The organism is Actinoallomurus acanthiterrae, assembly GCF_054775715.1.
The window spans coordinates 11,548,849-11,563,368 of the sequence record NZ_BAAHCO010000001.1 but is presented as its reverse complement, the minus strand read 5'-3'; the positions used below and the strand labels follow the sequence as shown (position 1 = coordinate 11,563,368).

14 protein-coding genes are annotated in these 14,520 nt (G+C 71.1%); 8 read left to right on the top strand and 6 right to left on the bottom strand.

What is annotated here, in order from left to right; genetic code table 11:
* Positions 1-25 precede the first annotated feature (25 nt).
* Complete coding sequence (locus ACYVF7_RS54635; RefSeq protein ID WP_460355713.1) at positions 26-898, bottom strand: helix-turn-helix transcriptional regulator; 873 nt, start codon at positions 896-898, stop codon at positions 26-28.
* 205 nt (positions 899-1,103) lie between these two features.
* Here ACYVF7_RS54635 and ACYVF7_RS54630 point away from each other — a divergent pair, with 205 nt between their 5' ends.
* The 3 genes from ACYVF7_RS54630 (at position 1,104) to ACYVF7_RS54620 (ending at position 4,748) form a co-directional block, all read left to right on the top strand.
* Positions 1,104-1,955, top strand: a complete 852-nt coding sequence (locus tag ACYVF7_RS54630; protein ID WP_460355711.1) for an oxidoreductase — start codon at positions 1,104-1,106, stop codon at positions 1,953-1,955.
* A gap of 206 nt (positions 1,956-2,161) precedes the next feature.
* Positions 2,162-3,112 carry a prolyl aminopeptidase gene (gene pip / locus ACYVF7_RS54625; protein ID WP_460358588.1) on the top strand — a complete coding sequence of 317 codons (951 nt, stop codon included), beginning with the start codon at positions 2,162-2,164 and terminating at the stop codon, positions 3,110-3,112.
* A 205-nt stretch (positions 3,113-3,317) separates the two neighbouring features.
* Entirely contained in the window at positions 3,318-4,748 is a 1,431-nt protein-coding gene (locus ACYVF7_RS54620) for a glycoside hydrolase family 18 protein (protein WP_460355708.1), read from the top strand.
* A 202-nt stretch (positions 4,749-4,950) separates the two neighbouring features.
* Here ACYVF7_RS54620 and ACYVF7_RS54615 read toward each other — a convergent pair whose 3' ends face one another.
* Positions 4,951-5,328, bottom strand: coding sequence for a MerR family transcriptional regulator (locus tag ACYVF7_RS54615; protein ID WP_460355705.1), 378 nt, complete (start codon positions 5,326-5,328; stop codon positions 4,951-4,953).
* A 114-nt stretch (positions 5,329-5,442) separates the two neighbouring features.
* On the opposite strand from ACYVF7_RS54615, the gene ACYVF7_RS54610 reads away from it, so the two are divergent.
* On the top strand, positions 5,443-6,516 hold the full coding sequence (locus ACYVF7_RS54610) for an alkene reductase (RefSeq protein WP_460355704.1): 1,074 nt from the start codon (positions 5,443-5,445) through the stop codon (positions 6,514-6,516).
* 112 nt (positions 6,517-6,628) lie between these two features.
* Here the strand turns inward: ACYVF7_RS54610 and ACYVF7_RS54605 are convergent, their stop codons facing one another.
* Positions 6,629-8,269: a carboxylesterase/lipase family protein gene (locus ACYVF7_RS54605; protein ID WP_460355702.1), complete on the bottom strand. Its 1,641-nt coding sequence runs from the start codon at positions 8,267-8,269 to the stop codon at positions 6,629-6,631.
* Between the two features lie 319 nt (positions 8,270-8,588).
* Here ACYVF7_RS54605 and arfB point away from each other — a divergent pair, with 319 nt between their 5' ends.
* The 3 genes from arfB to ACYVF7_RS54590 all read left to right on the top strand — a co-directional run bounded on the left by arfB (position 8,589) and on the right by ACYVF7_RS54590 (position 11,710).
* On the top strand, positions 8,589-9,017 hold the full coding sequence (gene arfB, locus ACYVF7_RS54600; protein WP_433180050.1) for an alternative ribosome rescue aminoacyl-tRNA hydrolase ArfB: 429 nt from the start codon (positions 8,589-8,591) through the stop codon (positions 9,015-9,017).
* A gap of 154 nt (positions 9,018-9,171) precedes the next feature.
* Positions 9,172-10,707 carry a DHA2 family efflux MFS transporter permease subunit gene (locus ACYVF7_RS54595; RefSeq protein ID WP_460355700.1) on the top strand — a complete coding sequence of 512 codons (1,536 nt, stop codon included), beginning with the start codon at positions 9,172-9,174 and terminating at the stop codon, positions 10,705-10,707.
* A gap of 211 nt (positions 10,708-10,918) precedes the next feature.
* Complete coding sequence (locus ACYVF7_RS54590) at positions 10,919-11,710, top strand: SDR family NAD(P)-dependent oxidoreductase (protein ID WP_460355698.1); 792 nt, start codon at positions 10,919-10,921, stop codon at positions 11,708-11,710.
* A 32-nt stretch (positions 11,711-11,742) separates the two neighbouring features.
* Here the strand turns inward: ACYVF7_RS54590 and ACYVF7_RS54585 are convergent, their stop codons facing one another.
* The 3 genes from ACYVF7_RS54585 to ACYVF7_RS54575 form a co-directional block, all read right to left on the bottom strand.
* Positions 11,743-12,051, bottom strand: coding sequence for a chorismate mutase (locus ACYVF7_RS54585; RefSeq protein ID WP_460355697.1), 309 nt, complete (start codon positions 12,049-12,051; stop codon positions 11,743-11,745).
* Between the two features lie 74 nt (positions 12,052-12,125).
* A complete protein-coding gene (gene def / locus ACYVF7_RS54580; protein ID WP_460355695.1) occupies positions 12,126-12,656 on the bottom strand; it encodes a peptide deformylase in 531 nt (176 codons plus the stop codon).
* A 58-nt stretch (positions 12,657-12,714) separates the two neighbouring features.
* Complete coding sequence (locus tag ACYVF7_RS54575) at positions 12,715-13,602, bottom strand: DivIVA domain-containing protein (RefSeq protein WP_460355692.1); 888 nt, start codon at positions 13,600-13,602, stop codon at positions 12,715-12,717.
* A gap of 334 nt (positions 13,603-13,936) precedes the next feature.
* Here ACYVF7_RS54575 and ACYVF7_RS54570 point away from each other — a divergent pair, with 334 nt between their 5' ends.
* Positions 13,937-14,464: a gamma carbonic anhydrase family protein gene (locus ACYVF7_RS54570; RefSeq protein ID WP_460355690.1), complete on the top strand. Its 528-nt coding sequence runs from the start codon at positions 13,937-13,939 to the stop codon at positions 14,462-14,464.
* Positions 14,465-14,520 lie beyond the last annotated feature (56 nt).

Below are 14,520 nucleotides of genomic sequence, written 5' to 3'. Positions count from 1 at the left end.
CCGCTCCTCGCGGACCGGCGGGCGTCTAATGATCTGCGTGCTGCCCGTGCGAGGTCTCGGGCTGCCGTATCCACGCGGCCAGTAGCCGAAGCGCCTGTTCGGAGCTGGAGCCTGCCTCGGCGGTGTAGACACTCAGCCGCTGGTCCGGGTCGGCGGGCAGGGTGAGGGACTCGTAGTTGAGGGTGAGCGGGCCGACGATCGGGTGGTGGAAGTGTTTGCTGCCATGCGTGTGCCGATGCACGTCCTGGCCGGCCCACCAGCGGCGGAAGTCCTCATCCGTGATCGAGAGTTCGCCGACGAGTTCGGCCAGCAGTGGATCGTGGGGATGGCGTCCGGCGTAGAGCCGGAGCGAGGCGACGATGTCCTGGGCGTGGGTGTCCCAGTGGGTGTACAGCGAGCGGGCGGTCTCGTCGCAGAACATGAACCGCACCAGGTTCCGCTCGCGGTGCGGCAGCGCGTCGAAGTCGGTGAGCAGCGCGCGTGCCATCTGGTTGGACGCGAGTACGTCCAGCCGCCGTCCCAGCACAAGGGCGGGGGTGTGCTCGAGGATCCGGAGCAGGTCGCGCAGCCCCGGGCGGACCGGCTGCGGACGCGTCGCCGTGCGGCGGGGCCTGTCCGCGGCGGGCTTGGCGAGCTGGAACAGATGGGTGCGTTCGACGGGATCGAGGCGTAGCGCGCGGGAGATGGCGTCCAGCACGGTCTCGGAGACGTTCAGCCGGCGTCCGCGTTCCAGGCGTACGTAGTAGTCGACGCTGACGCCCGCCAGTTGCGCGATCTCTTCGCGGCGCAGTCCTGGCACTCGCCGAGAGCCACCGTCGTCGGACAGGCCCGCCTGGCGCGGGGTGATCCGTGCCCGCCGAGAGCGGAGGAACTCACCGAGAGCTGTGTTGCGGTCCATGCCGTTCACGATAGGACCCAAGGTCGCCCCGACGGCCCGCGAAAGGGGGACTGGCGGTCCCCCGGTCCGGCCGTTCCCGGGGCGAAGCGGACCCCCCGCAAGCCGATCAGCAGCCGATTCCGGTGCTGAAGTGGAACGTGTCGAGACCGACCGGGGCCTGACCGCCTCGGTCGGCCTCTGTTCGCATCGCACGAAGGGAACTCCTGTGTCGGACACCAAGACATTCCTGATCACCGGCGTCAGCACCGGCCTGGGCCGCGCACTCGCGCGCGCGGCGTTGGCCGCGGGCCACCGGGTGGTGGGCACGGTGCGCACGCCCGCCGACGCACGGGCCTTTGAAGCGCTCGCCGGCGACGCGCACGCCCGCATCCTGGACGTGACCGACCATGACGCGGTGGACACGGTCGTGGACGAGACCGAGCGTGACCTCGGCCCGGTCGACGTACTCGTCGCCAACGCCGGGTACGGCCATGATGGCCTCTTCGAGGAGTCGTCGATGGATGACCTTCGCCGTCAGTTCGAGGTGAACGTCTACGGAACCGTGGCGGTGATCAAGGCCGTGCTCCCGCACATGCGGGAGCGCCGTTCGGGCCACATCATCGCCGTCACCTCGATGGGCGGGCTGATCACCATGCCGGGCCTCAGCTTCTACCACGGCAGCAAGTTCGCGGTGGAGGGCATCCTCGAAACGCTCGGCAAGGAGGTCGCCGATTTCGGCATCCATGTCACCGCCGTCGAGCCGGGCAGTTTCCGGACCGACTGGGCCGGCCGCTCGATGATCCGCGCACCCCGTGTGATCGCCGACTACGACGAGCTGTTCGAGCCACTGCGCGCCCGGCGCGTCCACGGCAGCGGGCGCCAGCCGGGCGACCCGGACAAGGCCGCGGCCGCGGTGCTGCGAATCGTGGCGGCCGACCAGCCGCCGACGCGCCTGCTGCTCGGCACCGACGCGCTTCGGCTCGTCCAGGCCGGACGCGACGCCTTCGAGCGCGAGATGCTGGCATGGGCCGAGCTGTCGGCCTCCACCGACTTCGACGACACCAGCCGGTCCGCCTAACGTCACTCGCTGTCGGGCCCCCGGCGCGGGGCCTCGACGGCGGCGGTCATCACCAAGCCGGCCCGCGCCTGGTCCACCACAGCCGGACCTGCTCGTAGCCGTTCACGCCACCCCGCGCCTCCTGGTAGCCGGGTGGAGGTTAAAACTCAAGCTCCAGGGCGGGCGCGGGAACCCGGCGGAGCGCTGATCGTTGATCACGTATGGCGCTGAAAGAGCTCTACCCGGCGATCGATCCGTACGACTCGGGCCTGCTCGAGGTCGGGGACGGCGACCGGATCCACTGGGAGGTCTGCGGGAACCCGGCCGGGAAGCCCGCGGTCTTCCTGCACGGCGGTCCCGGCGGCGGACTCCTGCCCTGGTTCCGCCGGTTCTTCGACCCGGCGGCGTACCGGATCGTGCTCTTCGACCAGCGCAACTGCGGTGCCAGCCGGCCGAACGCGGGGGACCCGCGGGTCTCTCTGGAGCACAACACGACCCCGCACCTGATCTCCGACATGGAACGGCTCCGCGAGCATCTGTCCATCGGCCGCTGGCTGGTCTTCGGGGGAAGCTGGGGCAGCACCCTCGCCCTCGCGTACGCCCAGGCGCACCCCGATCGCGTCACCGAACTCGTGCTGCGGGGCATCTACCTCGTCCGCCCGTCCGACGAGGCCTGGGCGTTCACGCCGACCGGCGCCGCCAAGCTCTTTCCCGCCGAGTGGGAGGCGTTCCGGGACGCGATCCCCGTCGCCGAGCGGGACGATCTGGTCGCCGCGTACGGCCGCCGCGTCGGCGACCCGGACCCCGCGGTGCACCTTCCCGCGGCCCGCGCCTGGATGGCCTGGGAACTCTCGGCCAACACCCTGCTCCCCGTCGAGCCGCCGGCGCTCGACGACGCCGCCGTCCTCGCCGCCGCCCGCATCCTGCACCACTACATCGGCAACGGCGGCTTCCTCCCCGAAGGCGGTCTGCTGGCGGGCATCGATCGCATCCGGCACATTCCCGCCGTGATCGTCAATGGTCGCTACGACATCAAGACCCCTCCCGACCAGGCATGGGAACTGCACCGGGCCTGGCCCGAGGCCGAGTTCCACGTCGTCGAGGACGCGGGCCACGGCAGCGCGGAGCCCGGGATCCGTCACCTGCTGATCGACGCCACCGACCGTTTCCGCCCCTGAAGCCCCACGGAAGGACCCGGCGGGGAGCCGGCGGGAGCCGGCGGGGAGCCGGAACGGCCACGCCGGAGGCGGCAGTCTTAGGCGCTTTTCAGCCGCCCCTTAAGGGCGCCTTAACGGCGGCCGCAGAGGGGTTCCACGGCCGTACGTTGGCACCGCCCTGCAGGCGCACGACCGTAGACCCCCGCTTCCCTGGAGGCACCCCCTCATGAGTCCACACCCCACGCGACGGCGGCGGACGAAGCTGCCGATCGTCCTCGGCCTCGCGGCCGTCCTGGGCGTCGGCGGCGTCGCCCTCGCGACCGGCGGTACGAGCACCGGTGGCCTCACCGCGGCCACCGGATCGGCCGACACCGCGTCGGTCAAGGCCGCGTTCCGCTCCGTCTCATCGTGGGACTCCGGCTACACCGGCCAGTACACGCTGACCAACACCGGCACCGACACCGTGCACGGCTGGGACCTGTCCTTCGACCTCCCGGCCGGCGCCAAGATGACCAGCCTGTGGAACGGCGTCTCCCACCAGGACGGCAGCCACGTCACGGTCAAGAACGAGAGCTGGAACGGCGACATCGGACCGGGCCAGGCCCGGCAGGTCGGATTCACCGTGGACGGCAAATCCGCGTCCCCGACCGCCTGCAAGGTGAACGGCGGCTCCTGCTCGGGCGACGGCGCCCCCGCACCCTCGCCCACGCCGACCAAGACGCCGCCCACGACGGAACCGCCGACGAGCACCCCGCCGTCCTCGTCCGGCGGCGGGGGATTCGCGCCGTACGTGGACGTGGGCCTCTACCCGCCGTACGACCTGACCGGCGCGGCGAAGAACGGCGTGAAGACGTTCAACCTAGCGTTCATCGTGGCGGGCGGCGGGTGCACCCCGAAGTGGGGCGGCTCCCAGGCGCTCGGCGACAACGAGGTCGCCAAGAAGATCGACGCGCTGCGCGCGGCCGGCGGCGACGTCCGTGTCTCGTTCGGCGGCGCCAACGGCACCGAACTCGCCCAGGCCTGCGGTGACTCCGGCCAGCTCGCCTCCGCGTACAAGCAGGTCATCGACACGTTCAAGCTGAAGAAGGTCGACTTCGACGTCGAGGGCGCCGCCATCGCCGACCAGGCGGCCAACACCCGGCGCGCCCAGGCGATCGCGTCCCTGCAGAAGCAGGTGTCGGGCCTGGACGTGTCGTTCACGCTGCCGGTCCTGCCGTCCGGGCTCACCCAGGACGGCGTGAACCTGCTGAAGAGCGCCAAGCAGAACGGCGACTCGGTCTCGGCCGTCAACATCATGGCCATGGACTACGGGGACGGCCAGGCCCCGAACCCCAGCGGCAAGATGGGCGACTACGCCATCCAGGCGGCGACGTCCACCGAGGCCCAGGTACGCGGCGCGCTCGGCGTGAGCAACGCGTGGAGCAAGATCGCCGTCACCCCGATGATCGGTGTGAACGACACGAACACCGAGGTGTTCACGGTCGCCGACGCCAAGAAGCTAGCGGCCTTCGCCAAGCAGAAGAACCTCGCGTGGCTCTCCATGTGGTCCGCCACCCGGGACAAGCCCTGCCCCGGCGGTCCTCAGCAGTGGGCGAGCGCGACCTGCAGCAGCATCGCCCAGAACGAGGGCGACTTCGCCAAGGCCTTCACCGGCTGATCCTCTGAGCTCCCCGCTCACGTGGCGGGCCGTGCGGCGCGGCACGGCCCGCCACGTCATGCGTACGGGCCTACTCGGCCGTCACCGACGAGCCGGGCACGAACGGACCGAGGATCGCCTGGCGAACGCGTGCGGACGGTCCGGGGATCGCCTGGCGAACGCGTGCGGATGGGCCGGGGAATCGCCTGGCGGCGGCGCCCGATCAGCGGGCCATCGCCGCCCGCAACTGCTCGCGATGCGCTCGGGCCGTGACCATCAGCCCGTCCAGCGCGTCTCGGGTCCGGATGAGCTCCGTGATGTGGTCGGACAGCCGGTCCCGTTCCTGCGCCATCCGCTCCAGCGCGGCGTCGGAGTTCTCCTCGCTGGGTGAGTCGACGCATGGCAGCAGTTCGGTGATCGTGCGGCTGGACAGACCCGCGGCGTACAAGCGCTGGATGAACGTGACCCGCTCGATGTCGTACTCGGTGTAGTGCCGCTGTCCGCTGGCGCTGCGGGTGCTGGCGAGCAGCCCCTGCTCTTCGTAGTAGCGCAGGGACCGGACGCTGACTCCGGCCCGTGCCGCGAGCTCCCCGATGCGCACGTCGCCTCCCGTTGTGAACCGCGACACAAAGCTTGCCTCTGACGTCAATGTCAGGTTCTAGCGTAACCGCCGTACCCGAGATCCGGGTGCCGTGGACCACGAAGGAGCCCCGACGTGACGACCCTTTTCAGCAGCCATCGGCTCGGCGACCTGACGCTGCCGAACCGGGTGGTGATGGCCCCGATGACACGGGTACGGGCCGCCGCCGGCGGTCTGGCGACGCCGTCGATGGCGACGTACTACGCCCAGCGAGCGACGGCCGGCCTGATCGTGTCCGAGGGCGTGCAGCCGAGCGCGATCGGACAGTCCAACCCGGGCACGCCGGGGCTGCACACCGATGAGCAGGTCGCCGCATGGCGCCCCGTGACCGCCGCCGTGCGCGCCAACGGCGGGCGGATCTTCGCCCAGCTCATGCACGGCGGACGGGTCTCGCATCCCGACACCATCGGCGTACAGCCGGTCGGCCCCTCGGCGGTCCCCGCCGTCGGCCACGTGTTCACCCCGACCGGGCCCCGGCCCGCACCGACGCCTCGCGCCCTGGACACCGCCGAAATCCCGGAGCACGCCCGGTCGTACGCCCAGGCCGCCCGCCGCGCCGTCGACGCCGGCTTCGACGGCGTGGAGCTGCACGGCGCCAACGGCTACCTGATCTCGCAGTTCCTCTCATCGAACGCCAACCTGCGCACGGACGGCTACGGGGGCTCGGTGGGCAACCGGATCCGGTTCGCCGTCGAAGCGGTGTCCGCGACCGTCGAGGCCGTCGGCGCGGCCAGGACCGGCATCCGCCTCTCCCCGGGCGGGACGTTCTGGGGCGTCGAGGAGAGCGATGTCCCCGAGCTCTACACCGCCCTGCTGACCGAGCTCGCCCGCCTCGACCTGGCCTACGTCCACCTCGAGGCCACCGCCGACGAAGAGGTGCTGGTCGGCCTGCGCCGCGCGTGGCCGGGCACCCTCGTCATGAACCCGGTGCTCCCGATGGGACCGAAGCAGACCGGACGGGACGACGCCGACCACTGGCTCGGGCTGGGAGCCGACCTCATCAGCTTCGGTCGCGCCTTCATCTCCAACCCCGACCTGGTCGAACGACTGCGCACCGGCCTCCCGCTCGCCCCCGTCGACGAGGCCACGTACTACCAGGGCGGCGACGCGGGCTACCTGACCTACCCGGCGTATCAGCACGCAGCCTGAGACGGTCACCCATCTGCACATGCGGTACCGCCGCCCGCGGGCAGCGGACGGCGGCGCCGGTTTCTCGTCGCGCGCAGGTCCCGGCCTTACCGGATGCGCGCCGGTCCCGGTCTCACTGGTCGATGGACGCCCAGAAGCCGCAGCGGTGCTCACGGCCGAGGTCGACCGGGTGGATGCCGCCGGAGCCGGGGGCGAGCGACAGGACCCGCTCCGCGCCCGCGGCCGAGCGCGCCCACGCCGGTGCCCCGCCGCCGTTCGGGTCGCCGGTGCGGGCGAACCGCGTCCAGTACCCGATCATCTGGTCGGACAGCCGGCCCTGCTCCGCCGTGAGCGGTCCGCGGAACTGCGCGTCGTCGAACAGGTACTGCACCTCCGAGGCGTGGAACGCGCCCGTCGGGAACCCCGGCGCGGGGGTGTCGGTGGCCCACGGCGCGTGCTCGTCGGCGAACTCGTACGCGTAGGTCGGCACCCGCGTGCTCAGCGCCCGGTCGGCCTGGCGCGCCGTGCACGCCCAGCTGTAGTCGGTCCAGACGGTGGCCAGCGCGGTGCTCGCCGAGCCGTACTTCGTGACCGGGTAGGCGGCCAGGACCTTCGCCGCCTTCTCCTTGCCGAAGAAGCCCTCGATCTCGCCGCGGTAGTCCGCCTCGGTGGTCGCGTGACCGGTGAAGTACTCGAGCGCGGCGACGAACGTCCGGTGCTCGTCGCGCGTGGTGCCGTGGATGACGGGCACCTTCGCGAACCGTCCCGTCTTCAGGGCCGTCGCCGGGTCGGTCGGCAGCACGCCGCCGCCGGACACCGGCCCGAACCCCTGGCCGCCGTCCGAGGCGTCCAGCAGAGCCGAGACCGGCTTGCCGCGCAGGCAGGCCGCGACGTCCGTCGCGTCGGCACAGCCGAGCTTCGCCGCGACCGACGTGCCCTGCCGTTCGGCGTCCGCCCGCGGCCGTACGACCCAGTTTCCATCCTTGTACGGCCACTGGGTCGTGAGGGCGCAGGGGCCGCTCTGCGCGATGGCACGCTGGAACAGCCCGGCCGAGGCAGGGGCGGCCAGATGCGAGCAGACGCTCATGCCCCCGGCCGACTCGCCGAACAGCGTCACCTCGCCCGGGTCCCCGCCGAACGCCGCGGCGTTCCGCCGGACCCAGCGGAGAGCCGCCTGCTGGTCCTCCAGACCGAAGTCGCCCGACAGCCGCCCGCCCCGGTCCAGCGACGGGTGGGCGAGGAACCCGAAGACGCCGAGCCGGTAGTTCAGGGTGACGACGACCGCGTCTCCCTTGGTCGCCAGGCGCTCGGCCCCGTACAGGTCGCCGGAGCCGGAGTAGAAGCCGCCGCCGTGGATCCAGACCATCACCGGCAGCCGCCGTCCGGTGGTGCGCCGGGGCGTGGTGACGTTGAGGTACAGGCAGTCCTCCGCCTCGCTCGGCGCGTCGCCGAGGAAGCCCGCCGTCTGCGCGCAGGCGCTGCCGGGTCTCGTCGCCTCCCGCGTCCGCGTCCACGGGGCGACGGGCCGTGGCGAGGTCCAGCGCAGGGGCCCCACCGGCGGCGCGGCGTACGGGATGCCCGCGAACGTTCGGTGGTCGGCGGCGACGACGCCCCGTACGGGTCCCTCCGCGGTCCGCACCACCGCGGCGTCATCGTTCCCGGCGGCCATCGCCGGCACTGCCGTCGCGGAGAGCGCGACGAGGCCGAGCCCGGCCGCACCCGCCACGGCGACCCTGCGCGCCCTCGGTCTCGCGGGGTCTCGTTGTTCCGGCATGAACGCCACCTCCACAGTTCGCGATCGACGTTCACGACTCTGCGGCAGGACGCCCGTGGAGTCAGTGGGCCTCGGTCCCGCTTCGCGGACGCACTGCCGTCACCTTGACGGGTGCACCCACCACCACCCCGGCACCGCTTCAAGCGGCGCGACGCACCGGGTGCCGACCGGAGAACGTGTGCGCAAGCCTGGATACGGCCATCCGGAGGGCGGGCCGGTCAAGCCGGGAGAGCCGTCCTGGACGGGGCGGGACGGCGGCGATTCAGGAGTCCCTTAAATTAGGCGACATGCACCATGCTCACCAGGGATAATCGGCAGTATGTCCGATCCCGTGCGTGTTCGCGGCTCGGTCGTCATCCCTGACGCCGAGCTGCGCTGGCGTTTCTCCCGTTCGTCGGGGCCGGGCGGACAGCATGTCAACACCAGCGACACCGCCGCCGAGCTGTCCTTCGACGTGGCCGGGTCCGCCGCACTCCCGAAGCCGTACAAGGAACGCGCGTTGCAGCGCCTCGCCGGGCGCCTCGTCGGCGGCGTCATCACGATCCGCGCCGAGGAGCACCGGTCACAGCTGCGCAACCGTGAGGCGGCCAAGGCGCGGCTGTCCGCCCTGCTCGCCGAGGCGACCGCGCCGCCGCCGAAGCCGCGCCGTCCCACCAAGCCCAGCCGCCGCGTCCACGAGCGCCGCCTGGAGAACAAGCGCCGCCGCGGCGACGTGAAGCGGGGTCGCTCCGGCCGCTTCGACGCCTGAACGTCCCGCTCCGTACCCGGACCGATACCGGCGGTCCTACCTGCGGATTCACTCCGATTGCCAGATTGTCGGTGCCACCCGGCATCATGGTCCGGCCAACCCAAAAAACCCCGGCTAACTGCCCATGTGGGCGATTGATGATTGGAAGACCGAAGTGAGCACTCTGCCATCACCTGAGCTCGCGGAAGATCCACCGCTGGCACCCGCACCGCCGGCCGGGCTCGATCGAGGCGTGCTCGCGGTCGCCATGGTCGTCGTCCTCGGCGCCATCATGTCGATCCTCGACGTGACCGTCGTCAACGTCGCGATCAACCACCTTGCCGGGGCGTTCAAGTCCCCGCTCTCCACCATCCAGTGGGTGGCCACCGGCTACACGCTCGCCCTGGCCACCGTCATCCCGCTCACGGGGTGGGCGTCGGCGAGGTTCGGCACGAAGCGGCTGTACATGATCTCCATTGCGCTCTTCGTGGCCGGATCGGCGTTGGCCGGCATGGCGTGGTCGGCCGAGTCGCTGATCGCCTTCCGTGTCCTACAGGGCCTCGGCGGCGGCATGATCATGCCGGCCGGCATGACGATTCTCACCCAGAAGGCCGGGCCGTCGCGGGTCGGCCAGGTGATGAGCGTCGTCGGGATCCCGATGCTGCTCGGGCCGATCGGCGGACCGATTCTGGGCGGCTGGCTGGTCGACGACGTCTCCTGGCGATGGATCTTCTTCATCAACCTGCCGATCGGCGTCCTCGCGCTGTTCCTCGCCGCGAGGATCCTCGAGCGCGACACCCCGCGCCCGGGCGAACGCCTGGACGTCCTGGGCCTCATCCTGCTGTCGCCCGGCCTGGCCTCGCTCATCTACGGCCTGGCCACGGGTGCGCAGCACAGCGACTTCGGCAGGACCGACGTCCTCGTCACCACGATCGCCGGAGCGGTGCTGGTGGTCCTGTTCACGCTCCGCGCGCTGACCGCCGCCAACCCGCTGATCGATCTGCGGCTGCTGAAGCGGCGGTCCGTCGCGGCGGCCTCGGGCACGATGACGCTGTTCATGTGCGCGTTCATGGGTGCCATGCTCCTGCTGCCCCTTTACTACCAGGTGGTGCGGCACGAGACCGCCTTCTCCTCCGGCCTGCTGCTCGCCCCGCAGGGGATCGGTGCGATGGTCACCATGCCGGTGGGCGGCAAGCTCACCGACAAGATCGGCCCCGGCCGGGTCGTCCTGATCGGTCTGGTCGTCGTGGTCGCCTCTGTGGCCGGCTTCACCGCGGTCCTGCAGGCCGACACCTCGTACTGGGTGCTTGGCAGTGTGCTGTTCGTGATGGGGCTGGGCATGGGCATGACGATGATGCCGACCATGGCGGCCGCGATCCAGACGCTCGTGCACGACGAGGTGCCCAAGGCCAGCACCATGCTGAACATCATTCAGCAGGTGTCCGCCTCCATCGGCACGGCGCTGATGTCTGTGCTGCTCGCGAACACCCTGTCCGACAAGCTCGGCGGCTCGGCGGGTGGCGGGCTGTCCTCGGCCCAGAAGGTTCCGCCGCAGATCATGCAGAAGATCATCGGTCCGATGGCGGACGCCTTCCAGAGCACCTACTGGTGGGCGGTGGGCCTGCTGGCACTGGCGTTCATCCCGGCGCTGTTCCTGCCCCGCCGCAAGCCGACCGGCACCTCGGCGGACACGCCGATGCCGATGCACTGACCCTCGCTCAGCGCACGTCCCGGCCCCACGGTCTCGAACCGTGGGGCCGTCGTCGTCTCCAGCCCCGGATCCCGCCGCCGCTTCCAGAACGGCCCGCACTGCCGCGACCGCTACACATTCGTCGCCGGTATAGATTCATTTGCAACATCAGTGTTGCATCTACTAGTTTTCCAGTGTCGCTTATGTGGCAGCTCTTCTTCTGGAGGTCTAGATGGACACCCGACTCACCGGCCGAACCGCCCTGGTGACCGGCGCGAGCCGCGGCATCGGGCTGGCGACCGTCGCCGCCCTGACCGCGGAAGGGGCCCGTGTGGTCGCGGCCGCGCGGACCGTCACGCCCGAGCTGAAGGAGACCGGCGCGATCGCCTTGCCGGTGGACCTGGCGACGCCCGACGGGCCCGCGCGCCTGGTCGAACAGGCGCTCACCGAGCTCGGCGGTCGTCTCGACGTACTGGTCAACAACGTCGGCGGGGGCGACGGCGGCCAGGATGCCGCCCGCGGGTTCCTCGGCTTCGACGACGGCGACTGGCTGTCCCTGTTCGACCTCAACTTCTTCGCGGCCGTCCGTACGACACGCGCCGCCCTGCCGAGCCTGCTTCGCACGCGGGGCAGCGTCGTCAACATCTCCTCGAACGGCGCCCGCATGCCACATGCCGGGCCGATCCCGTACACGACGGCGAAGGCCGCGCTGACCGCGTTCGGCAAGGCGCTCGCCGAAGAGTTCGGGCCGCAGGGCGTCCGGGTGAACACGATCTCGCCGGGCGCGGTTCGCACCGCGATGTGGGAGGCGCCGGACGGCTACGGCGCGGGATTGGCCGACATGCTGGGCGTGTCCCACGAGGACCTGGTGGCCGGGCTGCCCGCCCAGCTGGGCATGACGACGGGGCGGCTGGTGGAGCCGGCGGAGGTCGCCTCGCTGGTGACCTACCTGGTGTCACCGCACGCCGGGAGCTTCAACGGCGCCGACCTGGTCATCGACGGCGGGGCCACGAAGGCCGTCTGACGCCCAGGGCGACGACCACGCTCTGTTCGTGGCTACCGCTGTCCTGGATCGGGCTCGACCGGCGACGTGGCGAGGGTCGTCAGCTCCAGGTCGATGAAGGCGCCGATCATCGCGCGGTACGTGCGCTCGACCACGTCGGGCGTCGCACCCAGGTCGGTGGCCGTGGCCCGTACCCGCTGGACGACCTGTTCCACGCGCTGCGGTGCCCGTACGGCGGCGTCGTCGGTCTTGAGGCGGCCGGCCCGGCGTACGAGATTCTCCCGTTCGGCCAGCAGCGCGACGATCCGGCGGTCGAGCTCGTCGATCTCGGCGCGGACCCCGTGGATCTCGTCGTGGGTCATGGAGGGACTCTCCTCTGGTCGGCTCCCGAACGCGGAGACGGACGCGATCCGCCTCGGCTCCGCGGCGGCCCGGATCAGCTCCAGTCGGCGGAGCGGACGGCGCGGAGGGCCGCCTTGCGCGCGTCGCCCTTCAGGGTGTCGACGTAGAGCCGGCCCTTGAGGTGGCCCATCTCGTGCTGGAGGCAGCGGGCGAAGTAGCCGGTGCCCTCGACTCGCAGCGACTTGCCGGTCATGTCGACGCCTTCGACGACGGCGTGACCGTGCCGCGGGGTCGGGAAACGGAGGCCGGGCAGCGACAGGCAGCCTTCGTCGTCCTCGACGATCTCGCCGTCGGTGGCGATCAGCACCGGGTTGACCACGTGGCCGACGTGGTTGCGGCCGGCGTCGTCGTCGCAGTCGTACACGAAGACCTGCAGGGAGACGCCGATCTGGTTGGCGGCCAGCCCCGCGCCGTCGTTGGCGTACATCGACGCGAACATGTCGTCGATCAGCCGCCGCAGGTCGTCGTCGAAGGACCGTACCGGGTCGCATTCGGTGCGCAGCACAGGGTCGCCCATGTAGCGGATCGGGCGGACGGTGCCCACGCCGTCGCGTTGTCGTCTCACAGCTCAGGACTGTAGATGATCAGGCCGGTGACCGGCCAACATCACCGGCCTGATCAATTCACTCCGCGGTCTGGTCGCCGGTGGCGGGGAAGACCTGGACGTTGCGTTCCTGGGGCTGTTGCGGCTGCGGCTGCGGCTGGGCCGGGACCTGGAGCGGCATCTGGGCCTGGTGGTGACGGCCCCCCGGGGACTGCTGCGGCTCGGGGTGGGCGGCGGGCGGGTCCTGCTCGCCCTGCGGCGCGACGGCGTTGGCGACCATCTGCTCCAGCGGGCCGGCCTTCTCCTCCTGCTCCAGGAGCGTCACCAGCGTGTCGGTGATCTCGTTGAGCCGGGTCAGCGCCTGCGTGTGCTGCTTCGTCAGCTGGGAGAGCCGCTCGGTGGCGCCCTCGTTGATGACCGAGGAACGGCGCTCGGCGGTGGTGAGCGTACGTTCGGCCTCCGTGCGGGCCTCGGTGACCAGGCTGTCCGCCTCGTTCTTGGCCGCGGACATGACGCGCTCGGACTCCTGCTGAGCCGCCGACAGCATGTGGCCGGCGTTCTCCTGAGCCTGGGCGATGGCGTGCTCAGACCTGCTCTGGGCCTCGTCGACGACGCGCTTGGCCTCGCGCTCGGCCTCCTGCTGGATCTGGGCGACCTTGCGCTCGGCCTCACCCAGCTTCGACTGGGCCTCTTCTTCGGCGAGGTTGATGATCTGGCGAAGCCGCTCGCTGAGGTCGTCGCCGGTGGGGCGCCGGGCCTCGCGGACCTCGGACATTTCCCGGCGGGTGCGTTCGACCTCGTCGAGGGCGCGCGACAGCCGTGCCTCGAGCTCGCGGATCTGGTTGCGGGTACGGGCGATGTATTCGTCGACCTGACGGCGGTTGTAGCCGCGCATGACGATCTCGAACGACTCTTCGCGGACTTCCTCGCGGAAGAGGTTCGGCAGGATCTCGGCTTCGTTGCTCATTGCCCTAGGGGGTCGAAGGAACGTCTCTGACGACTCTCGAGGGTTCCCCGTCTTTCGCGCAAGGGGAATGCGGCTACTCGCACGAATTACCGGCCCATCGGTGCGACAGCGTGAGAGTCTTCCCAGGATAAATATCGCAAAATGTCGCTTATGGGAAATATGGCGCGCCGACCGGCCGGAGACAGCACGGTATCGGGGCGGGGGCGGCGCGGCACTGGGCGGGGGCGGCGCGGCACTGGGCGGGGGCGGCGCGGCACTGGGCGGGGGCGGCGCCGCATTGGGCGCGGTGTCCGGCGCGGGGACCGTGGCGTGCCCGCTTCTAGACTTGGCGACCGTGACGGATTTCTTCCATGGCACGCTCGGCGAACATCGGCCCGACATCCACCCGGAGGCGTGGGTGGCCCCGGGCGCCGTCGTCGTCGGACGCGTACGCCTCGGCCGGGCGGCCAACGTCTGGTACGGCTCGGTGCTGCGCGGTGACGACGAGGACATCATCGTCGGCGAGGAGTGCAACATCCAGGACCTGTGCTGCCTGCACTGCGACGCCGGCATGCCCGCCGTCCTGGAGGACCGGGTCAGCCTCGGGCACAAGGCCATGGTCCACGGCGCGCACATCGAGACCGGCTCCCTGATCGGCATCGGGGCGATCGTGCTGAACGGCGCGCGGATCGGCGCCGGCACGCTGGTCGCGGCCGGCGCGCTCGTCGGCCCGGGCAAGAAGATCCCCTCCGGGGTGCTCGTCGCCGGGGTTCCGGGAAAGATCGTCCGGGAGCTGAACGACGACGACCGGGCGGTGCTCGCGCACACACCGGAGACGTACGTCCGCAAGGCGGCCCGGCACCGCGACGCCCACTGGGCCTGACGCGCGGAGCCCGTACGCCGGTGGCGTCAGGTCCCGGTCCGCGCGATCGGACGTCG